The sequence below is a fragment of the Leptolyngbya sp. FACHB-671 genome, assembly GCF_014695745.1.
Taxonomy (GTDB): Bacteria; Cyanobacteriota; Cyanobacteriia; order Elainellales; family Elainellaceae; genus JAAUTN01.
Genome location: NZ_JACJOV010000127.1, coordinates 1 through 22,424 on the forward strand (window position 1 = coordinate 1; position 22,424 = coordinate 22,424).

Consider the following 22,424-nt stretch of genomic DNA (forward strand, 5'->3'; position numbering starts at 1 on the left):
ACTGCTGTTTTGATAGCGAGTTTTTAATTCCTCACGACTGAGGTGTTTTGCCAGTGTAATTGTACGTCCCATCCTTCTATCTTATAGTGTTACTCCACAGCCGGATTCCGTATGAGATGAAGCTGAGATGAAGTAAAGCTATTTCTCTGACTAATAGGACTTACGCAGATGTGAGAAATGGAAGGGGTTCGCTTATGGAATAAAAAGACGGTAGAGTCATCGGTATGAGTGATAAATTAACTCGTCTCGATTACTGCCAGTACCTGCTGGTAAGCCAGGCGAACTATAGCTTGACTCATTTTGCCGAGCACAGTGGGTGGAGCCACGATGCCATCAATCGATTCTTGTAACAGGAGCGCATTACCCCTCGCTTGGTCTGGGAGAATGTCCGCTCTCAAGTTGATGCTGACGAGTACGGCTACCTCTTGTTCGATGATACGGTACTAGATAAACGGCACGCCTTTGAGATTGACTTGGTACGTCGTCAATACAGTGGCAATGCTAAGCAAGTGATCAAAGGCATTGGTGTGGTCAGTTGCGTCTATGTCAACCCGAACACCAACCAATTCTGGCTGATTGACTACCGAGTGTATGACCCGGATGGAGATGGCAAAAGCAAGCTCGACCACGTCAACGACATGCTGATCAATGTGGTGCACCACAAGCAGTTGCCGTTCCATGCGGTCTTGATGGACACCTGGTATGCAACCAAGTCTCTGTTGCTGCTGATCGAGTCACTGCAGAAGGTGTACTACTGTCCATTGAAGTCGAATCGTCTAGTCGATGATTCAGGTGGGGTACATCCCTATCAACACGTGGTTAGTTTGCAGTGGCATGAGTCTGAGTTGCAATCAGGCAAAGTTATTAAGATTAAAGGCTTTCCTAAAGACCACAAGGTGAAACTGTTCCGGGTTGTGGCGTCTTCCCGCCGCACGGACTACATCGTCACCAACGATTGGACTCAAGATTCCACTGAGGCAACACAAGAGGTGTGTGGCTTCCGTTGGAAGATTGAGCAGTTACACCGAGAGGGAAAGCAGACGACAGGATGGGAAAAGTGCCAGTGTCGCCGTGGACGGATTCAGCGCAATCATATTGGTTGTTCCCTACTCGTCTGGGTGAGACTACATGAGTTGGCACTGCAAACAGGACGCTCTCTCTATCAACTCAAGCAAGGGCTACTGGATGACTATCTCATTGAGCAACTCAAAAACCCCTCTATCAAAATGACGCTTGCGTAAGTCCTAACTAAAAATTCATTCTTTAGATATAAAGTAGTTCGTTGAACTAGCTCTCAAGATAGACCATCTGACTGGCAGCGATCGCTTGCGTAAGTCCTAACTAAAAATTCATTCTTTAGATATAAAGTAGTTCGTTGAACTAGCTCTCAAGATAGACCATCTGACTGGCAGCGATCGCTAAGGTAGATCAGACTAGCCCGTTCTACTGAAACCCCATCAAGTTCAGATTAGTTGGGCTGAGGCTACTGAGCAGAATCTTTGGAGAGCGTCATGACAAGTTACATTCCTGCTTCGGCAAACCCTCCAGGCGATCGCCAATCGCTTGAGCAAGAGAGTGCAATCATCAACCCAATCGAATATCCAAGTGTCACTCAGCAGCTTTCCGAAAATGTAATTTTGACTACAGTAGATGACTTATACAACTGGGCAAGGCTGTCTAGCCTCTGGCCACTACTTTATGGCACAGCCTGCTGCTTCATCGAATTTGCTGCTCTGATTGGCTCGCGTTTCGACTTCGATCGGTTTGGCTTAATTCCACGCTCTAGCCCTCGGCAGGCTGACCTGATCATTCTGGCAGGCACTCTCAACATGAAGATGTCTCAACCTACAATGCGTCTGTATGAACAGATGCCTGACCCTAAATATGTGATCGCAATGGGAGCCTGCATGATTACAGGCGGTATGTTTAGTGCTGACTCACCCACTGCGGTAAGAGGAGCCGACAAAATTTTGCCAATTGATGTTTACATTCCGGGTTGCCCGCCCCGTCCAGAAGCGATTATGGACGCCATCATCAAGTTACGTAAGAAAATCTCAGCTGAATCTCTACAAGAACGAGGCGAACGAGAGCCAACGCATCGCTTTTATACCATTTCTCATCAAATGAAGCCGGTAGAGCCTCCGTTAAAAGGTGTTTATTTAAATTCGCCCTCTCGTCAAGCTCCACCCGCTGAACTGGCAGAGGCATTAGGAATACCTGTCTCAGATGCCCTTCAAGCAAGGCAAAATAAGAGTGTAGAGGCTGCTGAAGAACGACAGCGTAATTCTCCAGGCTCAATGGGGTCATCATAAAGTTATCAGTAACTTTAAAGAGAATGGGACACTATAAACTGCCAGTTGACGTTTTAGTTCGACAATTAGAAGCTGCGTACGAACGTATCTTTGCGCTCTATGATGATGTCAACTCTACGCTTGTGCCTAGCGCTAGCATCTTGCCCTCGGCTCTTAAGGAATTAGGAATTGCATCGGAAGAATTGCAGGTAGCCGCAGAGGAATTAAACCAGCAAAGCGAAGAATTGGTCGCGACTAGAGCCATTGTAGAAGCAGAGCGGCAGCGCTATCAAAACCTGTTTGAATTTGCCCCAGACGGTTATTTTGTGACTGATCTTCAGGGCATGATTCACCAGGCAAATCAAGCTGCCGCTCAGTTACTCAATTTGTCACAGCAGTTCTTAACAGGCCGACCCATAGCAGGCTTTGTGTTAGAAACGGAGCGTCAGGCTTTTCGCTCTAAGCTAAGTCAGTTGCATCAGTCAAAACGAGTACAAAAAATTGAAACTGTTGTTCAACCCCGTTTAGAAGAACCCCTTAATGTAGCTTTGACGGTTGCTACGATTCAAAATTCAACAGGTGAGCCTGTTTCTTTGTGCTGGCTGATGCGAAGACTTGCCAAGCGCAGTTCCTCACCGGCTCAGGAAAAGGGCTATGACCCTAGCCAAGATTATCCTATCCATAGTTATGCAAAGGGTGAGACTGTTCCACTCAAACCTCAGGAGATTTGCCTAGTTAATCAGGGGTTGGTCAAGCTAAGTACCTTTTCAGGCAATGGCAAAGAGGTTCTAATGGGTTTAGCAGGGGCTTCGATGGTGTTTGGCTCTACATTGACGTCTCTAAGCATTTACCAGGCGATCGCCATGTCGGATGTGCAGCTTGTCTACATTCCTCAGGAGCAAATCAACACATCTCCTCGTCTGGCTAACCTGCTCATGCCCAAGATTGCTCAGCGGCTCAAGCAAACAGAAAAGCTATTGTTGATTGCTGGACAACCACGCGTCAAAGATCGTCTATGGGAACTGTTATTGCTGCTTAAGCAAGAGGTTGGAGAACCAGTCGAAGACGGCGTTCGCCTGAATGTACGTTTGACTCACGAAGATTTGGCGAGTGCTTGTTGTACAACTAGAGTCACTGTGACTCGCTTAATCACTCACCTTCTGCAAACTGGACAAGTTAGTTTGAATAAACACTACATTGTTTTGCACGATTAGCTGAGATGGCAGTCTCTCCAGGTTTCAACCCCTATAAGGGTAGGTTTAGCGTTGAACCCTCAGATGGAACAACGTTTTATTGGCTAAACCCACCTCTAAACATCAAAGGTATCTAGCAAGCTTCAGTGCCAAGATCCTTTAATAGTAAAGACAGACTTCCAGACTCAGTTTATCCCCACCAGGATCTAGTGCTTCCATCACAGCGGGCGTAACGTCAATAATTCCCCAGCCTGGATTGTAATCATTAACCTCAACAGTCACTTCTAACCCATTATCCAGGTTCTGAACAACAACATAGGTGCCATTAGGAATGTAGCTAGAAGCTGCAGTATACGCACCCGGATCAAATGATTCACCGCTACTAGTCACTTCGCCCGTGTCGTAATAAGTTGCAGTGCCGCACTCCTCCTCATGTGCTTGGATTGGCTCTATTAGCAGCACAATAGAGCAAGTTAGAACACTACTGGCTAAGATCTTCCTGAGCAGTTTTCTTGATAGTGAGTGGAAATGAGACTGCCAGCTGCAGCAATGTGAGGGGCAAACGACTGTACTAAGTCTGTGATCCTGCTTCATATCCTGACTCAATATGACAACATTACAAAGGGCTGAGAGCTATAGTACATGACTTAGCTCTCAGCCCTAAATAATTTGGTTCGCACCGCAGGTGCAACTCTTCTAACCGTTCTTACCTTAAGCCTCTCCCGCAGGAGAGGAACTTAAGGGACTGCTATTGCTATGTAGCTACTAGCGAACAGAAGAGGCCATTCTGTCTTGAATCCGGCTCTTGGACTGCTTAAAGCGTGTTGCCATCTGCTCTTGCTGGTCTTCAGAGCAGTTGTTGCGAATCGCAGAAAACATAGTGCTCTCTTCCTGACGGACGTGATCCATCACGATTTCTCGGAGGTTCTCCACCTTAGACTTAAACTCAGGTGAGGAAGTACTGGTGCTCTTGATGTCATCCAGGATTGCCTTCATCTGAGCCTGCTCGTCATAAAGCTCCTGAGTGTCACCCTCCCCGTAGAACGGACGCACAGCGGGGTAGACAACCTCTTCCTCAGCTTCAGAGTGAGCAGTCAAGTCTTTGTAGAGCTGCCCAAAGTATTCCTGAATTTTCTGAGGATCGTTGCTGCCTGCGATCTCCATAAACAGGGTGTTTGTTTTCTGGTGATCCATCCGGATGATGTCCTGGATGTTCATGTCGGACTTGTCAGAGGTTTGAGTGACAGCACTGCCTACGACACCGCTAAAGGCAGCGATCGCATCTTGAACACGACCCCACAGTCCTTGATCAGGCTCTTTGCCAGTCAATTCACGCACACCGATTACTTCGATGATGCCTTTAAGTTGCTCTTGGTGAGCGCGGTTCTCAAAGTTAACAGTGTTGAGCGGGGCGATCGCCGCTTCGATGTCTGCACCAACAACCTGAGCGCACTTGTGAACCAACAAGCCCATCATAGTTTGAGCATGCTTCAACAACTCATGCTGAGCTACCTTCTCTAGCATGGTTAGCTCAGAGCCTTGCATCAGCTGCCGAGTTTTTTCGATCATTTGCTGAGTCGTTTGCTTGGGCTCTGCTTTGTTGCCATACTGAACAACAACAGTTTCCAAAATCCCTTTGTTCTTCTGGTCGTCCTCAAGCATGTTCTGAAAACGCTTGCGAAGCTCACCGTCAGAAGCAGCGGTTAAAAAGTTTTGTTCATTAGAAATCAATAAATCCTGCATAGCCAGCATTTCTGCTAGCTTCATAGCAATTGCAGAGCGCTTTGTATCTTCTAAAGATGTTACCATCGTTGTTCTCCTTCTCTTGCACAATTAAAATGTGCGTTCTTATTAAAAAGTGACATTTGCTGATAGTAACTTCATCATCCTTTTGACTGACTGTCTTGTCAGCCTTTAGTCTCCTAAGTAAATGCTGAAAAGATTAGCCTGGAGCTTGCGATCGCGCTAGGAAAAGGCATTGGATCGGGATCTCAAGGTCTTCCTGCTAAATGCTTTTCTCTCGCAGAAGGCATTTTCTACTGCTCAAATACCTTCTGATTGCCTCTGCACATCCTGCCACAAGAATTTGTAGAATAGAGCCTTTACTTCACCCTCATGACAGATGTAAAACTCATTGCCCGGTTCCAAAGTTGGAAATTGATTTATGCTTACAAGAATATTAAAGGCTAATTTATAACCTCTGAGTATCCTTGTTTACGCTGCTTTTAAGTTCTCGCAATAATTCATTAATTAGGTGACTCAAACATTGCAAGTATTGCAATGTTTGTAACTTGTATAACTTGTTACTGGTGCCCTTCAAACGTCTTTATCAAGTTTGTTTGTTTCTTTGTTTAATTCAACGCTAGATTGAATTTCTGCAACCTTGGTTTCTGTTTCATCTGCTTTAGCCTGAGCGTCATTCGCTCGCTCTTGGGCTTCATCTGCTCTAGCTTGAGCCTGACTTGCTTGCTCTTGCAGTGCGGCAGCCCGCTCTTGGACTTGCTTAACCTGACTGTCATCAATATCTAGGTCAGCAGATTGATCAACAGCCTTCTGCTGAACTTCGTTAGCTTTCCCCTGAATTACGTTGGCTTGAATTTGAGCTGCGATCGCCATTTCCTGAACTTTGTTGGCTTTGATTTCAGCCAGCGCTGCTCTCAACTGAATAGCATTCTGTCTAAGTTCTTCAACATTGGTTTCAGAAACTTCAGCCCTAGTCTTGAGCAGTTGAATTTCCTGTTGAAGTTTAATGATTTCGCTTCGGGTTCTCTCATCTTCTGCAATCATGGAGCCTAGTTCAGCAACGATCGCATCTAAAAAACTGTGGGTGTCCATCGTTGAAGTCCTCGCGCCTGTAGTTTCAATTAATCATCAGAAGGTACTGCCATGATTTTACAGTTAGGGGTGCGTGCCCGTAGATTAACTGTAAAAGCGACTCAATCGAGTGCCCACAACGACTCTGTCAACCAACTCTGCCATTAGAGTAATTGAGAAGTGCTTTTAGAAGATGGTTATATAGAGAACAGCATGCGAGAAATGTGCGGTAAATCGCAAAAATTGGCAAAAAACGACTCAATTAAATAGGCAGCACCAGCAATGACAAACTCTCCTCCCCCGCCTCCAGGTTCTACCCCACCTTCTGGCAGACCGCTTGGCTTTGATGAGCTGATCAGCATTGTGATTGCTTTTCTAGTGCTTGGCACCGTTTTCTTCTGGTCAACCAGTCGCCGAGAACAGAGTTTTGTGCTGCTAGATCCACAAATTTTGCCCCAGCAACCGGATGCTTCTGAAGGCGATCGCCAAGAAGAAGATTCTGCGGAAGAGGTTGAACCCGAGCGCTTGGTTCCATTTGGCGTAGTGCCAGGGCTGGAGCCTCAAGGGGGTCGCCAAACTAATGTAGTGGTGATTCCGGTACCTGCTAGAGAAGCCGCCGAGAGCCGTAGAGCCGTCGTGCCGTTGGATGCAAGAGAGCCTTCAGAAGACTTGGATACACCGCAGGCTGGGGGAATTGTTCCCCTTCCGGTTGATCCTTCCCCCACCGCCACAACTCCGGACGCTTTACCCGTTGGCGAACCGATTGAGTTTACGGATGTGCCATCTGACTTTTGGGCACGACCGTTCATTTCAGAAATGTCTGCGCGAGGCATCATTAGCGGGTTTGATGATGGCACCTTCCGCCCCAATCAACCCATTACTCGGGCAGAGTTTGCTGCTATGTTGCGGGAAGCGTTTGGGCAAGAACCTGATAAGCGATCGGCTCCTACCTTTGGTGATGTACCTGCTGATTTTTGGGCCGCTTCAGCCATCCAAAAGTCTTATCAAATTGGTTATATCGAAGGCTATCCAGGCAATGTGTTTCAGCCGACTCAGCAGATTCCCAGAGTGCAGGCATTGGTTGCACTAGCGACAGGTCTAGGACTCAATGCGCCTGCCGACTCGACTGGAATTGAGCAAACCTACCAGGATGCTGAGCAAATTCCTGATTATGCCACAGGCAAAATAGCCGCTGCGACAGAGTCTAGATTAGTCGTAAATCACCCCAATCCACAGACCCTAGAGCCAAACCAGAACGCGACCAGAGCCGAAGTTGCAGCATTCATCCATCAAGCCCTCGTTCAATCAGGAAGAGTTGAACCCGTTGAGTCGCAGTTCATCGTGCAGCCATAGCATGAGGGTTGCTAAATACAGCAGTAGTCACTTACTCCTTTCCCACTAAAAGATCAGGGATGCACTCTCGCGACGCGGGGGTGCCCTTCCATCTGTAGCCTCTTTATTAGAGAAACCTTATTAGACGCATGATCGGGGGAAGCTTGCGCTAGCCTGGAGAAAATATAGAAGCTGTCGAGGAAACTGTTGTGGTTACTAGCTTATCTGCACCCCAGTCAATTGAAGCGGTTTTGGGTGACGAAGCAGAAGATTTACTCACCCATCGTGCCAAGGTTTCTAAGGATATGCTGCATCTACCTGGTCCAGACTGGGTAGACCGGATTTTTGCTCAAACCGATCGCTCTCCCCAAGTGCTTCGCAGCCTTCAACAGCTTTACTCGTCCGGACGGTTGGCTAACACAGGCTACCTGTCGATCCTGCCCGTTGATCAGGGGATCGAGCATTCTGCGGCAGCATCGTTTGCGCCTAACCCCATGTACTTTGACAGTGAGAATATTGTGAAACTGGCGATCGCCGCCGAGTGCAATGCTGTCGCTACTACATTAGGCGTTTTAGGCAGCGTCTCTCGCAAATACGCCCACAAAATTCCCTTTATCGTCAAGCTCAACCACAATGAACTGCTGACCTACCCCAACCAGTTTGACCAGATTATGTTCGCCTCTGTCGAGCAAGCTTGGAATCTAGGCGCAGTCGCAGTCGGAGCCACCATTTACTTTGGCTCACCTGAGTCAGCTCGGCAGATTCAGGAAGTCAGCAGAGCCTTTGCCCGTGCCCATGAGCTAGGTCTGGCAACCATTCTCTGGTGCTATTTGCGAAACAGCAGCTTCAAGCAAAACGGCACAGACTATCACCTCGCCGCTGACCTGACCGGACAGGCGAATCACATTGGCGTGACAATTCAGGCAGATATCATTAAGCAAAAACTGCCCGAAGTCAATAACGGCTACGGTGCAGTCGTTGAAGCTACTGGTAGCAGCTACGGCAAAACCGACAAGCGCGTTTACTCAGAACTCACCACCGACCACCCAATCGATCTGACCCGCTATCAGGTACTCAACTGCTACGCCGGGCGGATGGGGTTGATCAATTCTGGCGGTGCCTCTGGCAAAAATGATTTCGCTGAAGCCGTGCGGACAGCAGTAGTCAACAAGCGGGCTGGTGGCTGTGGTTTGATTTCAGGGCGCAAAGCCTTCCAGCGTCCGTTTGAGGAAGGCGTGAAGTTGTTCCACACCATCCAGGACGTGTATTTGTCGCCAGAAGTGACGATCGCCTGACCCGCAAAAGCAAAACTGGGGATGCTGAGCATCCCCTAGTCACCTTATCGTCGCCGCTCTTGCAGCTTGCGGTAAACATCTCGGATGTCTACTTTATGATGCGCCAGAGCTACGAGCGTGTGATAGAACAAGTCGGCTACTTCGCCCGCGATCGCCTCTGGATCGTCATCCTTGCAAGCCATTACCACTTCCGCAGATTCTTCTCCAATCTTCTTAAGAATCTTGTTGTCTCCCCCTGCCAACAGCTTGTAGGTATAGGAGTCGGGGTTGGGATGATCGCGGCGATCGCAAATCACCTCATAAACCTGGGATAACGTATCCGCAGGTGGAGCTTTCACTTCGCTATCCACTTGATGAAAGCAACTGCGCTCTCCAGTGTGGCAGGCAATGTCGCCGATTTGCTCCACGCCAATTAACAGCGCATCACTATCACAGTCATATCGCAGCGATCGCACCTGCTGCAAATGCCCCGAAGTTTCACCTTTGTGCCATAGAGATGCTCGCGATCGGCTCCAAAACCAGGTTTCTTCAGTGTCTAATGTCTTTTGTAAAGACTCTCGGTTCATCCACGCCATCATCAGCACCGTTCCATCCAGATAATCCTGCACAATCGCGGGTACCAGTCCCTGCTCGTTGTACTGAATTTGTTCAACGGGAATCGCTAAGGCAGGAGAATCAGATTGGCTCGCTAACATGGGTCTGTCAAATTTGTACAAGCTACCGCTTTATTATCCAACGTTGACAACCATAAGTTGACACCATAAAGAGCTTGCACAAAACTGACCGTTTCCAGAATTATTCAACTGAGTTGAACAGAAGTTGCCAAACTTCATTGAGCAGGTCTTCTGAAAGGTTAGGAGTGGGCTGATGGTCGTCTTGTTCGAGCAATTCCAGCTCTTCGCCACAAAACTCTAAAGCAATCCTGACCTTACCTTTGTGCAACCCTCGGTTAGGGCTCAAAATTTCGCACTCTATGCCTTTAAACCAGTTTTCGCTTTGCCCAATTTGGTTTTGCATAGCTTCAACCAACTCAGAAACTTCAAAGGTGGTGTAACCAGAAATTAACGTATCGCTTTCATTGATATAGACAATTGCGTTTTGTTCAAGCGGCTCAAATTCTCGATTCATATCAATCCTCAGTGCAGATTTCCAGGCTGGTTGAATTCAGTATTCCCAAGCCCGAAGAGCGATAGCAGTTCCGCCTAAACGACAAAGCTCGTTGCTTCTCCCTGAGCTGCCTGCCAGCTTCGAGCATCGTAGTAGAGATCTTCGAGGGAAATGCCGTAGAGGGCATCTTTTAGCTTTTGATGGAGTCGATGCCACAGGCTAAAGGTGACCCAGTCTTCGGCTTGTTCGGCTTCGGGCGAGTGACGTGACAGTGGTTCGACTGTTTCACCGACGGCTTCAAGGATTTGACCCAGAGAAATCTGAGCCGGCGATCGCGCTAACCTATAGCCCCCTTGAGCACCCCGAATGGATTCAACCAGTCCTGCCCGACGTAGCTCAATCAGCAATTTTTCTAGATAGGGAGCGGGTAGCTCTTGGCGCTGTGCGATCGCTCTGACTGAGGTAGCCCCTCGTTCGGGCTGCAAGCTCAGGTCAAGCATTGCCTTGACGCTATAGTGTCCGCGAGTTGTTAGCTTCATGCTAGCTTTAAACCTTCACACATCCTTTCAATCGCTAAGTCCAGACTACTTGATCTGCTCGTTCACAAACTGAGAATACTGTAGCCTTAAATGATTTGTGCAATGCCGCAATGTGCGACTTTTTTGAAGCAGGATTTAACGCAAAATCAAGGGGTTTAGACTTTTAGTTGCACGTTGCATAAATGGGTGATGTGTATGAGAGTGAGTACTTTTACAGATTATTTAGGACTGTAGCAACAGCCCTATTGCTGAACATTTAGCTTTAATCTGAATAAAAATCGAAGCGATAGCAATCCGGAATAGTTGTGAAACTCACTGCACTAGGCTACATCAGGAACAAGAATGGAGCCAGCGCTACTCTGCTTAAACCTTTCAACATCGACAAATGAACCAGCAAAATAGGTTTGAAAAGCTTAATCTACTGGAGTGCAGTATTCATAACCTGACTTGCATTGCTATAGATGAACATTCTGTCAGAACGAATTCCTTACCAGAATGTAAGCAACAATGCTGAATTGTAGGATGGCTTGACAGTCAGGAGTACTTCACATTTATATTCGGTTTAAGAAGACTCATCAAAAAGACAGCATTCCAATATAAACTCAGTGAGAAAATTGACTCTAGCAGTGTAATATAGTTTCAAAAGCTGAGCTAAAGCTAGGTTTGTAAATTCCTTGGCGATCGCCAGCTAGGGTACTGCTACGCTAACTCCTTGTTGATTAATTCAGATTTACGTTGATGAGTAAAAAGAAAAAGATCGAACCTCTGACTGGTGAAGTGCTTCTTGCTAAAGTCAAGGAGCTAGAACATCTGAGCAAAGAAGAAAAGGCTAGAGAATGCGGCTATTACACGGTCACTAAAAACGGTGTAGAGCGGGTCAACATGATGAAGTTCCTGAATGCTCTAATTGATGCAGAAGGAATTCAGCTTGACGGTAAGCAGAGCAATAATGGACGAGGTGGACGTAGCGCTAGTTACAGAATCAGCGTCCAATCTAATGGCAATTTGCTGATTGGCTCAGCTTATACCAAGCAAATGGATCTCAAACCTGGAGACGAATTTGAAATTTCTCTGGGTCGTAAGCACATTCGTCTGAAGCAGCTAGACGGAGAGTTAGTAGAAGATTTTGACGAGTAAGTTTGTCCTCGCTAGAGGAGATAGCTCATGGAAGCTTAAATCTTCTGGGGTTGCTCAGAATCCTCTCTTGATGACAATTTGCGATCGCTTGATAGAAGATTGGAGTAAGTCAGCGATCAGTTACAATTTGGCTTTGCTGCTTCAAGAGATAAGCTTGGGCATAGAGACAAATTTTGCATTCGAGGTTATCCTCCTCAGCAACGCCTAAAATTTTGTTATTGCTATCTTTAGCACTTCGAGAGATAAAAGCTTTGCTTTTACGTCCTAGCAAAACTGCAAATCAGCAACGCTGCATTTTACAGCTGTAGCCGTAAAGGTTAGGGCAAAAAAGAGGGGAGGGCAAAGCCTTCCCCCTTTTTTTACGTGAAGTGGATAGATGTTTAAACTGGAAGTGTAACGCTATGTTTCTTCCACGCTATGCCCCTACAGCCTGTTCAACGCACAAAGTTAGATGATTCAGACGATACGCTGTTTTATGACTATCCGCGCTTTGTCACCCACGTCGATGACAGCTTTATTCAGCAACTAACCGACCTTTATCAGCAGCGGCTCAAGCCCCAGACCCGCATCCTTGATATGATGAGCAGTTGGGTTTCTCACCTGCCTGAAGCGATGAAGTTTGAGCATGTCGAAGGGCATGGACTGAATGCAGAAGAGTTAGCGCGTAACCCCCAACTAGACCATTACTTTGTGCAGAATTTGAACCAGACTCAGGTGTTGCCCTTGCCTGACCAATCTTTTGATGCAGTTTTGAATACGGTTTCTGTACAGTATTTGCAGTATCCAGAGCAGATTTTTGCAGAAATTTACCGGGTGCTTAAACCGGGTGGTATCTGCATTATTAGCTTTTCCAATCGGATGTTTTATCAGAAAGCAATCCAGGCATGGCGGGATGGGTCTGAGGGCGATCGCGTCGAGTTAGTCAAGGGCTACTACGCATCAGTGCCAGGATTTAGCCAGCCAGAAGTTATTGCGAATCAATCTTCAACGCCTAGCTTTCTGCAAATGTTTGGTATTGCTGGAGCCGATCCCTTTTATGCAGTGATTGCTTCGCGTCAGGCTTAAGCCATGTCGAGCAAGTAAGCGAAAACCCATTGTAGGGGCGTTTCGCGAAACGCCCCTACAATACCTAGTTATCTACTTCATTCAGGATTTGAGTGGCGATCGCACGCAATTCTGTATGAAAAGTGCCGTTGCTGGCGATTAGACAGCCCCACTGATTTACGTCACCCGTGTTGTATTGCAAGGGCGTACCGTCAGCGTGGGTGAATTGTCCGCCTGCCTCGGTCAAGATTAGCTCTGGCGCAGCCATATCCCAATCTTTGGGAGCCGATTTGCCTGAAAGTGAGAGATAAACATCCGCTCGTTGTTCCACAATTGCCGCAATCTTGCCGCCGACACTGCCCACATAAACCTGGTTCTGGCAAGGAAGCTGCTGAAGCAGATTATTGAAGCGCTCGTCTCGATGGCTACGGCTAACGACCAGTTTCAAATCTTCTATCCGGCTTTGCTCCGATACTCGTAGGGGGCTGGTAGCACCATCGGGCGTTTCAACAAATGCGCCACCGCCTAAAGTTGCGTAATAAAGCTTTTCTAACTCCGGGCAAGTCACTACGGTCAACACGGGACGCCCCTGATGAGTCAAAGCCAGGTGAAAAGCATACTCTCCCGTCTTATCAATAAAGTCACGGGTGCCGTCGAGTGGGTCAATGATCCACACCCATTCGTTGGCGATCGCCGCAGCTTTGGCTTTGTAGGTTTCCTCACTGAGGTAGCCAAACGATTCTGTCCCTAAAGCCGCCTGCAGGTTGTCTAAGATATAGCTGTTGACGGCAAGATCTGCTGCCGTCACGGGGCCATCCTTTTTCTCCTGGACTTCTAAATCGCGCTCGGTGCCATCTTGCCAGGGTTCACCCCGATAGTATGACCGCAAAATGCGTGAGGCTCCCCAGCCCAGAGAACGGGCGATCGCCAAAATATCTTCAACCGGAGTTCCCGCAATCGATTGTAGGCTCTGCACTCAAATTTCCTCAGTCAGTGTAAAAGGGTTAGTGGCGATCGCTACGCCATTAAGGGTCTGAACTGCATCATTCCAATTCAAAACTGCATCATTCCTGTTTTAAACCCCATCATTCTAATTCCAAACTGCATCATTCCTGTTTTAGACTTCACCATTTCAGTTCAGAACTGCATCATTCCTGTTTTAAGTCGCATCATTCTAATTCCAAACCTCATCATTCCTGTTTTAGACTTCACCATTTCAGTTCAGAACCGGATCGTTCCAACTCCAAAGTGGATCGTTCCAACTTCAAACTCCATCGTTTCAGTTCAAAACCTGGTTGCTCAATAAAACTCCAAAACCATCAACAAAAGTAAGTTGGGTGCAGCAAAGCAGAACTCAACAGAATCCAGGAAGGTGTTGGGTTCTGCTTTGCTGCACCCAACTTACACGAAAAGATTTGTCAGCAATCAGGCTCCAAACTCCATCACTGAAGTCCGGAACTGCATCCTTGAGACTCTAGACTGCATGATTAAAAGAACCATCCAAAATCTTGTCTCAACTGAACCCTAAACTCAGCCAAACATCGCTGACTATCAGCTTGCAATAAAGGCAGATGACTAAGGATAAAGGCTCATTCTTCATCTCTCCCTGCTTACCCAGCATCGCGCATCCTTACATCCAAGAACGGGTGCCAAATGATTCACAGGCTTTAGCAGCGACGTTTGCTGAAGCGGCGATCGCCTGCTCAAAACTGAGCTGTAAGATGTAATGACAAAATGCGCCGTGAAAAATGTCTCCTGCCCCCAGGGTGTCTACAGGACGAATTTCAGGCACTGGAATTGAGCTGGCAGTGCCTTCGCAAAAAGCCTGAATTGGTTCTCCGCCCTGAGTGATGGCAATGTGAGGAACGCCCAAATGAGTTAGATAAGCTAAAACCTCTTTAGCGCTAGAGCAGCCTGGGGGATGGAAATTGCTGGAGCAGATTACATAATCCGCTAGGGGCAAAACTTCCTCAAATCCAAGCTTCCAGCTTCCGCCATCAATCACAACAGGAATTTGAGAAGCTTTTGCCCGTTGAGCAATTTCTCGCCCGACTTCCATCTGGTGCCCGTCAATCAACACAATATCAATCCCGGATAGGCTATCTGGGGGAATGCGATCGCCCAACGCCTGCTCCATTTGCTCCAGACCAGCCTGCGACCGGACTGCGTTAAGGGAAACGACCGCACGTTCTCCAGTTGCCTGAGTAACGATAATCGAAGAAGTGGGCAGAGGTTCCGATTGTTTGGGATTCAGGTCAGCGATTGCCACACCACATTGCTCTAAATCCGCTAGCACTAGCTGATTAATTGGATGAGCGCCAAAAATACTGAGTAACGTTGGGCGATCGCCCAAATAGCCAAACGTAACCGCCGCGTTTGTTGCCGGGCCACCCGCTGCCACTGTGTAATCCAGCGCCACAATCTTCTGATTTTGGGTTGGCAATGCCTCTGTCAGATAAATTAAATCCAGAGTTGCCAAACCTACAAATAAACCGTGTTTGCTGTCGGTCATCTGTCCTTTATCTCGTTAGCCAATGACCCATGACTCAATAAAAAACAGGGGACACTTCCTGTATCACAGGAGGTATCCCCGTTTCTTGTTAATGGGCGCTCGCCCTAATGTCTCGCTTAAGGAGCCAATGCACTGCCGCGCAGCAAGCTACCAATCGTTTTGGCAGTAATTTTAAGCTGCGTGATTGGGTTCGCAGGAACTACCGTCTTGTACAGATAGCTGTCAAACGTGAGTTTCTGCACATCCATGTCGGCGCACATTTCCACAAACGCTTCACGAGTCGCATCGGAGCGATAGAAGACCGTTTGCAGCAGGTCAAGTACCTTGTAGGTCAAGCCGTACATCTTATCCCACCGCTTCAGGTACACCTTCAGGTCAGCTTCCGTGGGAATGCGCTCACCATTTCTGGAAAACTCCACGATCGCTTCAGCGCACATCCGAGCAGACTTAGCGGCAAAGTAAATGCCTTCACCCGAAGACTTGGTGACAGTACCCGCTGCATCGCCCACTAGCGCTACCCGACCAACCACTCGGCGAGGTCTGGGATGCTCTGGAATCGGATGCGCTTCGACTTTGATGATTTCACCGCCTTCCAAGCGCTTTGCAGCACGGGCGCGGATGCCTGCCTGGAGCTTTTTGATGTCGGCTTTGTTCACCTTCATCGTGCCAGTGCCAACCGCAACGTGGTCATATTTGGGGAAGACCCAGGCGTAGAAATCGGTGGAGACATCATCTCCCACGTACATTTCTGCCAAGTCCTGGTAGTACGCCATCTTGTCTTCGGGCAACCGGATGCGCTCTTGGAAAGCGATCGCATAGTTGTAGTCACCCGCATCGATCGCCTTAGCAATCCGAGAGTTAGCGCCGTCCGCACCAATCACCACATCGACTTGCAGGGTTTTAGCAATACCCTCCAAGTTGCCGTTGGAATGATCGGCATAGTGGAGCGTGTAAGGATCAGTGCTGTTTGACGGAATTTCTAGCGCGTGAACAGTCCCATTGATCAGCTTTGCGCCGAGCTTATGGGCGCGATCGCGCAAGAACCCATCCAACACTTCCCGCCGACACATGCCGATGTACTCATCGTCAGTCAGCGTGCCCCCAATATTGACCTCGACGTTAGACGGCGAGATCATCTTCATCTTGCGAACGCGGCGGTCGATGATTTCGGGTGGAAGATCGAATTCGCTCACCATACACAGCGGAATGGCTCCACCGCAAGGCTTAGCGTTGTCTAACTTGCGTTCAAATAAATAGGTTTCAATTCCAGCTTTTGCTAAAGTCTCAGCAGCGGAAGAGCCTGCCGGACCCGAACCAACAACAGCAACCCGTAGTGCCAAAGGTTTTTCTCCCATCTCTAAGGCTACGCGATGCATCGTATCACGGACTTCCAGACGATTTTTACTTCGTCCTGGAGATGTAAGCAGATTGCAATAGAGCTTAATATATCGAAATGGGGAGCTAGGGCTGGAGGCTAGGGGCTAAAGAGACTTTTGAAGACCTTTTCTCGTTACAAGTGTTCACCCCCCCAACCTCACAATCCCCAATTCCCACCCCCCGATCCACTCATTTCCATCTCCCGCTTATGCCTCTCAAACCTTCCCAAGTTCGCGATATCTTAGATGCCAAACGCGAGCAGTTCAATGCGTTTGATCGTGAAACCTGGCAGTTTTTGCAGCAGTATCAAGCTGCCCTAGCAGAGTTGATGAAATTGCCACCAGCCAAACTCGAAAGTATGCTGGACGATTTTCCGTTTGAGGTGGGGGCGCGATCGCTAGAGCCTTTTGATGGTGCATCTAATGGCGTTTTGCCCTGCAAGCTAGTTTGGCAAAGTCGAGAGCAAAGTCTGAACTGGGTGCGCGATCGCCTGATAGGAATTTCCACCTTTGCAGTAGATGGCTCTCAAATCTATCCCGGCAAAGATTTGTCAATTCCCGTAGCGCTGGTGCAGATAGGTTGGTTTGAGAATCCGCATTTGCCTAGCGGCAGCTACAACAAAGACATTGCCCTGGATGTGATGACACCCAGTGAATTGCAGGTCGGCAACAGCGGTGAACCTGCTGACCGTAAGGTCAACTTGCGCCGCTTTCAAATGGAAACAGAGCGGCTGATCCAATACATTCAGGAACACCCCAACTCCAATGACTGCCTCGTGTTTTTTGACGGATCACTGGTGGGCACGTTCGCAGATGCCTTCGACCGGGATTTGCGCCAAAAATATCTCGATTGCTTCCTGGAATTACTCCGCGCCAGCGAGAAGTGCCGCGTGCCGCTGGTAGGTTACGTTGATACGACCTATGCGCGTGACCTGACCGTGATGCTGCAAAAGCTCTACAAACTGCCAGAAGTTGGGGCAATTCACGATGCTCAGTTGGTTAATCCGTTTATGGAGTGGGGCGATCGCACCCCTCTATTTCTCTGTCAGCGATTCGGCATCCTTTCAGATTACCAGGAACAGCGTGACAAAATTGCTTTCACTTACCTCAAAACGACGCGAGAAGGCTACCCTACCCGCATTGAGATGCCGCTATGGATGTACGAGGCAGGCTTGCTAGAGCGCGTCATGGACTGGGTACGAGGTGAAGTGATCATCGGCAGTGGCTACCCTTACGTGATTGAAACTGCCGACCAAACCGCTGTGCTGCAAGCCGAGGACCGCCAGACATTCTTCCGAATTTTGCAAGATTGGGCAGAGGCAGCTCAGCTAAACCTGCGCTTCTCACGCAAGATGGTGAGCAAAGTCCGTCGCCGCTGATCACCCATATCCTGTATCACCCATATTCTGTAAATAAACAGAAAATTGGAGGATCTTCCGGAATGGAGTTTAATAACTCTGGTAGTCTTTGCATGACCTTTCCGAGAAATTGGAGACGCAGGCGTTTATGCGCTGGCATTTCAGGCTTTTGGCATTTTGGTGTGGGGTTTCAATTCCAGGGATAACAGCTTGCCTTGCTTCGAGCGCGGCAGCTGTACCAAGCCCAATTGAAACGGCTCTCAATCCCGACAATCCTCAGGCTGAAATTCCTCAGGCTGAAGCTCCTCAAATTGACAGTCCAGAATGGCTGCAACTGGGACAAGTTCCTGCTGGTCCAGAAACTTTGCCCGACCCGGACGATCGCTTCTTGCAGCCAGCTCCTGCTCCAATTCCGGTCACACCTGAGGAAGAAACTCCGGTCGCACCCGTTGAGGGTACAGAGACACCAGAACCAGAAGCAACGCCAGAACCAGAAGCAACGCCACCTGTGCCAGATAACTCCTCAGTTGAAATTGAGGTACGTCAAATTGAGGTGGTAGGCAGCACAGTATTTGATGAAAATGACTTTGCGCCCGTCGTAGAGCCGTTTGAAGGGCGATCGCTGACCCGTGAAGAACTGATTACCGTCGCAGATGCAATTACTCAGCTCTACCTTGATCAGGGGTACATTACCTCCAGAGCAGTCGTAGCAGACCAGACCATCACCGATGGAGTCGTGCAGATTGTGGTGGTAGAAGGTTCGCTAGAAAGCATCGAAATTGAAGGCACTGAGCGCGTTAACTCATCCTATGTGCGCAATCGCGTTGAACTCGGAGCCAGCACTCCACTCAACCAAGCAGAACTAGAAGACCAACTGCGCCTCCTGCGGCTAGACCCGCTGTTTGACAATGTAGAAGCCAGCCTCCGAGCAGGAAGTGGCTTGGGTCAAAGCATTCTCACGGTGAGAGTGACCGAAGCAGACCCGTTTGTCAGCAGTTTCAGCATTGATAACTTCTCTCCCCCTGGCATTGGTTCTGAGCGACTTGGCGTTGACTTGCGCTATCGCAGCCCGACGGGGTTGGGTGATGAATTAGCGGCTGCGTATTATCGCTCAACGACAGGCGGCTCTAACATTCTTGACTTTAGCTATCGGGTGCCGCTCAATCCGATGAATGGCACGCTTCAGCTTCGCTACTCACCGACTGACTATCGCGTGACTGACCCAGAATTTTCATTTCTGAACATTGAAGGAAATTCTGATTTGTACGAAATCAGTTTCCGCCAACCGCTGGTGCGATCGCCCCGCGAAGAATTTGCCCTCTCCCTCGGCTTCACCCACCAGGACGGGCAAACGTTTATTTCTGATATTCCTACACCCTTCCAGTTTGGACCTGATGAGCAGGGCAGAAGCAGCACCAGCGTTATCCGCTTTGGGCAAGACTACGTGCGACGAGACGTGCGGGGAGCCTGGGCACTGCGATCGCAGTTCAGTCTGGGCGTTGACCTGCTTGATGCCACCATCAACCCTGAGCCAATCCCTGATGGGCGATTCTTTAGCTGGTTGGGACAGGCGCAGCGGGTACAGGTGTTAAATCCCGACAACCTGCTGATCATGCAGGCAGACATGCAGTTAACCCCCGATAGCTTGCTGCCCTCTCAGATCTTTGTGATCGGTGGCGGGCAGTCGCTTCGGGGCTATCGCCAAAATGCTCGCTCTGGAGACAACGGCTTCCGGTTTTCAGTTGAAAATCGCACTGCGCTTCAACGCGATGAGGCAGGCATTCCCATTCTCCAGCTTGCTCCATTTGCAGAAGTCGGCTCAGTCTGGAATTCTGACAACAACCCCAACCAACTTCCCGATCAAACCTTCTTAGCAGGAGTGGGTCTGGGGCTAATTTGGGAGCCTTTGCCCGATTTCGCCATTCGGCTGGATGCGGCCCTGCCCCTGGTTGACTTGAGCGATCGCGGCGAAAACGCCCAAGACTACGGCTTTTACTTCAGCATCAACTTCCGACCTTGAATCTGCACCTCGACAAATAGTGCTATTTTTTGCCGAAACTTTTCATTAACCTATACAACTTGACCAAAGGATGTGATATGTTGGTAAACGGCAATCAGGGAAGTAAATTTAACGCGAAAACCGTTAGATTTAGCTGATAAGCTAGTAGCGATGGGTCGCTAACTCAAAGGTAGAGTACTCGGCTTTTAACCGATTAGTTCCGGGTTCGAATCCCGGGCGACCCATATTTCTGAATAGTGTTTCTTTGAATAGCGGAATGGCGAACTTCTAAGTCAAATTAGTTGAAATTATTGTTTCAGTAAGAGCAGCTAATCAGGATTCCTAAAATCCGTTTCGCACTCGTCTAAAAAGTGCCTTAAGATTATCGTAAGATTTGAGACTGTTAAAAACTGTCTAAAAGCGATTTGATACCGACGAAGTATTAGGAGGATAATCTATGGCGCTCGTACCAATGCGGCTGATGCTCGATCATGCCGCTGAGAATGGCTACGGCATTCCTGCTTACAATGTCAACAACATGGAGCAGATTCAGGCAATCATGCAGGCTGCCCATGAGACAAATAGCCCTGTAATTTTGCAGGCATCTCGCGGTGCTCGCAAATATGCTGGGGAAAATTTCTTGCGCCACCTGATTTTGGCTGCAGTTGAAACCTATCCTCACATTCCCATTGCCATGCACCAAGACCACGGCAATGAGCCTGCGACCTGCTATTCTGCGATGCGCCAGGGTTTCACCAGCGTGATGATGGATGGCTCTCTGGAAGGAGACGCAAAAACCCCAGCCAGCTACGAGTACAACGTTGATGTGACTCGTGAAGTGGTCAAGGTAGCTCACTCCATCGGCGTTAGCGTCGAGGGTGAACTGGGTTGCTTGGGTTCTTTGGAAACCGGTATGGGTGACAAAGAAGACGGTCATGGTTTTGAGGGCAAGCTGTCTCACGACCAGCTATTGACTGATCCTGACCAGGCTGTTGATTTTGTTGAGCAGACCCAGGTTGATGCACTGGCAGTGGCAATTGGCACCAGCCACGGAGCTTACAAGTTCACTCGTAAGCCGACCGGTGAAATTTTGGCAATCAGCCGCATCGAAGAGATTCACCGTCGTTTGCCTAACACCCACCTGGTAATGCACGGTTCTTCCTCCGTTCCTGAAGATCTGATTGCGATCATCAACCAGTATGGTGGCACCATCCCCGAAACCTACGGTGTACCTGTTGAAGAAATTCAAAAGGGCATCAAGAGCGGCGTTCGTAAGGTGAACATCGACACGGACAACCGTTTAGCTATTACAGCTGCGGTTCGAGAAGCTTTGGCACAAAACACTAAAGAGTTTGACCCCCGCCACTTCCTTAAGCCCTCAATCAAGTACATGCAAAAAGTCTGCTCCGATCGCTACGAAGCTTTTGGAACAGCTGGTCAGGCAAGCGGCATCAAGCAAGTTTCCCTGGATGATTTTGCTGCTAAGTACGCCAAGGGTGAACTCAACGCCATCACCAAGGCTACTGTTTCTGTGTAGTTTGTTGATGGGGGCGCATTTTGTGTTGCAGGATGCGCTTCTGTCGATAAGCTGTTTTCTTTAAGCTGCCATTACTTAAGCTAAAAGCAAAGCGTAGGGGACTTGCCTCTACGCTTTGCTTTCTTGTCCAATTCCAAAAGTTAGGGACACAGATGGAAGAGCACCCCTCCCATCTGTGTCCCATTTTCAGAGAAACGTTATTATGTAACAGCACCTAAAGCTTCTGTGCTCTCGTTAGCTTCCACTCAAGAATGGGAACTCTACCATAAGCTAGAGGCAAGCCAAGCAAGAGTATAAGATGCTAGTAAAAGGGTACTTTGATGGAAATCGCTCCTAGCAGGCAGCGCTCTCCGTCAGCAACAGTCTGTTGCTTGGAGTCTTCGTTAATTAAACAACGCAAGAAATCCTTAGCAGCTAGTGGAGCCGGACACCAGAGCCGGAAATCATCCTAATTCTGCTACTTAGGTTCTCTACTGCGCTCGGCTGTAGAAGATTGAAGGGAAGTAACTTTAGCTTCTAGAAAAGCTTCCGCCGTTCTTACGGCCCACGTTGCCTCCTCCGCCTTCACGGGGTTTAGCCTTGTTGACTCTAATCTCTCGACCTAGCCATTCGGCACCGTCAAGCTCAGAGATTGCCAAGTCCTCTTTGGATTCGTCCTCCATCTCCACAAAGGCAAAACCTCTTTTTCTGCCTGTTTCGCGGTCTGTAGGGAGGCTGATCCGGCTAACCTTACCGTATTCAGCAAATACTTCACGTAAGTCTTCTTCGGTAGCCTGAAAAGACAGGTTGCCAATGTAAATAGTCACGATCCTCTCCAAACCAAGTGATGTAAAGGTGCCATTCAGAGCGATTTAGGGTAGTGCGTTTAATTCGGACATACCCCAATTCTG

19 protein-coding genes, 1 tRNA gene and 1 pseudogene are annotated in these 22,424 nt (G+C 48.5%); 11 read left to right on the top strand and 10 right to left on the bottom strand.

The genetic code is table 11. From position 1 onward, the window contains the following. The first annotated feature begins 224 nt into the window (after positions 1–224). The 3 genes and pseudogenes from H6F93_RS16710 to H6F93_RS16720 all read left to right on the top strand — a co-directional run bounded on the left by H6F93_RS16710 (position 225) and on the right by H6F93_RS16720 (position 3,505). Positions 225–1,241: pseudogene (locus H6F93_RS16710) on the top strand (IS701 family transposase). A gap of 270 nt (positions 1,242–1,511) precedes the next feature. Further along, a complete protein-coding gene (gene nuoB / locus H6F93_RS16715) occupies positions 1,512–2,312 on the top strand; it encodes an NADH-quinone oxidoreductase subunit NuoB (protein WP_190682884.1) in 801 nt (266 codons plus the stop codon). A 23-nt stretch (positions 2,313–2,335) separates the two neighbouring features. Further along, the gene (locus tag H6F93_RS16720; protein ID WP_199313775.1) at positions 2,336–3,505 is read left to right on the top strand and encodes a PAS domain-containing protein; all 1,170 of its coding nucleotides are present in this window, start codon (positions 2,336–2,338) and stop codon (positions 3,503–3,505) included. 138 nt (positions 3,506–3,643) lie between these two features. Here H6F93_RS16720 and H6F93_RS16725 read toward each other — a convergent pair whose 3' ends face one another. The 3 genes from H6F93_RS16725 to H6F93_RS16735 all read right to left on the bottom strand — a co-directional run bounded on the left by H6F93_RS16725 (position 3,644) and on the right by H6F93_RS16735 (position 6,319). Then, positions 3,644–3,946, bottom strand: coding sequence for a septal ring lytic transglycosylase RlpA family protein (locus tag H6F93_RS16725; RefSeq protein WP_190682887.1), 303 nt, complete (start codon positions 3,944–3,946; stop codon positions 3,644–3,646). A gap of 303 nt (positions 3,947–4,249) precedes the next feature. Next, entirely contained in the window at positions 4,250–5,293 is a 1,044-nt protein-coding gene (locus H6F93_RS16730) for a hemerythrin domain-containing protein (protein WP_190682890.1), read from the bottom strand. Positions 5,294–5,800: 507 nt separating this feature from the next. Then, on the bottom strand, positions 5,801–6,319 hold the full coding sequence (locus H6F93_RS16735) for a hypothetical protein (RefSeq protein WP_190682893.1): 519 nt from the start codon (positions 6,317–6,319) through the stop codon (positions 5,801–5,803). Positions 6,320–6,580: 261 nt separating this feature from the next. Between H6F93_RS16735 and H6F93_RS16740 the strand changes: the two genes are divergently transcribed. After that, entirely contained in the window at positions 6,581–7,651 is a 1,071-nt protein-coding gene (locus tag H6F93_RS16740) for an S-layer homology domain-containing protein (RefSeq protein WP_190682897.1), read from the top strand. Positions 7,652–7,839: 188 nt separating this feature from the next. Beyond that, positions 7,840–8,925 carry a class I fructose-bisphosphate aldolase gene (locus tag H6F93_RS16745; RefSeq protein WP_190642099.1) on the top strand — a complete coding sequence of 362 codons (1,086 nt, stop codon included), beginning with the start codon at positions 7,840–7,842 and terminating at the stop codon, positions 8,923–8,925. Positions 8,926–8,969: 44 nt separating this feature from the next. Here the strand turns inward: H6F93_RS16745 and hisIE are convergent, their stop codons facing one another. The 3 genes from hisIE to H6F93_RS16760 form a co-directional block, all read right to left on the bottom strand. Then, entirely contained in the window at positions 8,970–9,620 is a 651-nt protein-coding gene (gene hisIE, locus H6F93_RS16750) for a bifunctional phosphoribosyl-AMP cyclohydrolase/phosphoribosyl-ATP diphosphatase HisIE (protein ID WP_190682901.1), read from the bottom strand. A 100-nt stretch (positions 9,621–9,720) separates the two neighbouring features. After that, positions 9,721–10,053 (bottom strand): KGK domain-containing protein, encoded by a 333-nt coding sequence (locus tag H6F93_RS16755; RefSeq protein ID WP_190682905.1) that lies wholly within the window; start codon positions 10,051–10,053, stop codon positions 9,721–9,723. Between the two features lie 74 nt (positions 10,054–10,127). Further along, positions 10,128–10,571 (bottom strand): Rrf2 family transcriptional regulator, encoded by a 444-nt coding sequence (locus H6F93_RS16760; RefSeq protein WP_190682908.1) that lies wholly within the window; start codon positions 10,569–10,571, stop codon positions 10,128–10,130. Between the two features lie 738 nt (positions 10,572–11,309). On the opposite strand from H6F93_RS16760, the gene H6F93_RS16765 reads away from it, so the two are divergent. Next, complete coding sequence (locus tag H6F93_RS16765) at positions 11,310–11,708, top strand: AbrB/MazE/SpoVT family DNA-binding domain-containing protein (RefSeq protein ID WP_190642103.1); 399 nt, start codon at positions 11,310–11,312, stop codon at positions 11,706–11,708. A gap of 417 nt (positions 11,709–12,125) precedes the next feature. Beyond that, on the top strand, positions 12,126–12,773 hold the full coding sequence (locus tag H6F93_RS16770; protein ID WP_190682911.1) for a class I SAM-dependent methyltransferase: 648 nt from the start codon (positions 12,126–12,128) through the stop codon (positions 12,771–12,773). A gap of 64 nt (positions 12,774–12,837) precedes the next feature. Here H6F93_RS16770 and H6F93_RS16775 read toward each other — a convergent pair whose 3' ends face one another. The 3 genes from H6F93_RS16775 to chlP form a co-directional block, all read right to left on the bottom strand. After that, entirely contained in the window at positions 12,838–13,728 is an 891-nt protein-coding gene (locus H6F93_RS16775) for a 3'(2'),5'-bisphosphate nucleotidase CysQ family protein (protein ID WP_347277312.1), read from the bottom strand. A 654-nt stretch (positions 13,729–14,382) separates the two neighbouring features. After that, positions 14,383–15,264, bottom strand: a complete 882-nt coding sequence (locus tag H6F93_RS16780) for a sugar kinase (RefSeq protein ID WP_190682913.1) — start codon at positions 15,262–15,264, stop codon at positions 14,383–14,385. Between the two features lie 116 nt (positions 15,265–15,380). Continuing rightward, complete coding sequence (chlP, locus tag H6F93_RS16785) at positions 15,381–16,640, bottom strand: geranylgeranyl reductase (RefSeq protein WP_524537961.1); 1,260 nt, start codon at positions 16,638–16,640, stop codon at positions 15,381–15,383. A gap of 209 nt (positions 16,641–16,849) precedes the next feature. On the opposite strand from chlP, the gene H6F93_RS16790 reads away from it, so the two are divergent. The 4 genes from H6F93_RS16790 (at position 16,850) to fba (ending at position 21,534) form a co-directional block, all read left to right on the top strand. Beyond that, on the top strand, positions 16,850–18,019 hold the full coding sequence (locus H6F93_RS16790; protein WP_190682916.1) for a DNA double-strand break repair nuclease NurA: 1,170 nt from the start codon (positions 16,850–16,852) through the stop codon (positions 18,017–18,019). Between the two features lie 88 nt (positions 18,020–18,107). Then, a complete protein-coding gene (locus tag H6F93_RS16795; protein WP_206755738.1) occupies positions 18,108–20,018 on the top strand; it encodes a ShlB/FhaC/HecB family hemolysin secretion/activation protein in 1,911 nt (636 codons plus the stop codon). A gap of 152 nt (positions 20,019–20,170) precedes the next feature. Continuing rightward, a tRNA-Lys gene (locus H6F93_RS16800) sits at positions 20,171–20,242 on the top strand. A gap of 212 nt (positions 20,243–20,454) precedes the next feature. Then, on the top strand, positions 20,455–21,534 hold the full coding sequence (gene fba, locus H6F93_RS16805) for a class II fructose-bisphosphate aldolase (protein WP_190642108.1): 1,080 nt from the start codon (positions 20,455–20,457) through the stop codon (positions 21,532–21,534). Positions 21,535–22,043: 509 nt separating this feature from the next. Here the strand turns inward: fba and rbp are convergent. Then, entirely contained in the window at positions 22,044–22,340 is a 297-nt protein-coding gene (gene rbp, locus H6F93_RS16810; protein WP_190642109.1) for an RNA-binding regulator, read from the bottom strand. Positions 22,341–22,424: the final 84 nt, after the last annotated feature.

What these genes read in the sequence shown, in the direction of transcription:
- nuoB (WP_190682884.1), top strand. Translation starts at nt 1,512, where the DNA reads ATGACAAGTTACATTCCTGCTTCGGCAAACCCTCCAGGCGATCGCCAA.
- H6F93_RS16720 (WP_199313775.1), top strand. Translation starts at nt 2,336, where the DNA reads ATGGGACACTATAAACTGCCAGTTGACGTTTTAGTTCGACAATTAGAA.
- H6F93_RS16730 (WP_190682890.1), bottom strand. Translation starts at nt 5,293, where the DNA reads ATGGTAACATCTTTAGAAGATACAAAGCGCTCTGCAATTGCTATGAAG.
- H6F93_RS16735 (WP_190682893.1), bottom strand. Translation starts at nt 6,319, where the DNA reads ATGGACACCCACAGTTTTTTAGATGCGATCGTTGCTGAACTAGGCTCC.
- H6F93_RS16740 (WP_190682897.1), top strand. Translation starts at nt 6,581, where the DNA reads ATGACAAACTCTCCTCCCCCGCCTCCAGGTTCTACCCCACCTTCTGGC.
- hisIE (WP_190682901.1), bottom strand. Translation starts at nt 9,620, where the DNA reads ATGTTAGCGAGCCAATCTGATTCTCCTGCCTTAGCGATTCCCGTTGAA.
- H6F93_RS16755 (WP_190682905.1), bottom strand. Translation starts at nt 10,053, where the DNA reads ATGAATCGAGAATTTGAGCCGCTTGAACAAAACGCAATTGTCTATATC.
- H6F93_RS16760 (WP_190682908.1), bottom strand. Translation starts at nt 10,571, where the DNA reads ATGAAGCTAACAACTCGCGGACACTATAGCGTCAAGGCAATGCTTGAC.
- H6F93_RS16765 (WP_190642103.1), top strand. Translation starts at nt 11,310, where the DNA reads ATGAGTAAAAAGAAAAAGATCGAACCTCTGACTGGTGAAGTGCTTCTT.
- H6F93_RS16770 (WP_190682911.1), top strand. Translation starts at nt 12,126, where the DNA reads ATGCCCCTACAGCCTGTTCAACGCACAAAGTTAGATGATTCAGACGAT.
- H6F93_RS16780 (WP_190682913.1), bottom strand. Translation starts at nt 15,264, where the DNA reads ATGACCGACAGCAAACACGGTTTATTTGTAGGTTTGGCAACTCTGGAT.
- chlP (WP_524537961.1), bottom strand. Translation starts at nt 16,640, where the DNA reads ATGCATCGCGTAGCCTTAGAGATGGGAGAAAAACCTTTGGCACTACGG.
- H6F93_RS16790 (WP_190682916.1), top strand. Translation starts at nt 16,850, where the DNA reads ATGCCTCTCAAACCTTCCCAAGTTCGCGATATCTTAGATGCCAAACGC.
- fba (WP_190642108.1), top strand. Translation starts at nt 20,455, where the DNA reads ATGGCGCTCGTACCAATGCGGCTGATGCTCGATCATGCCGCTGAGAAT.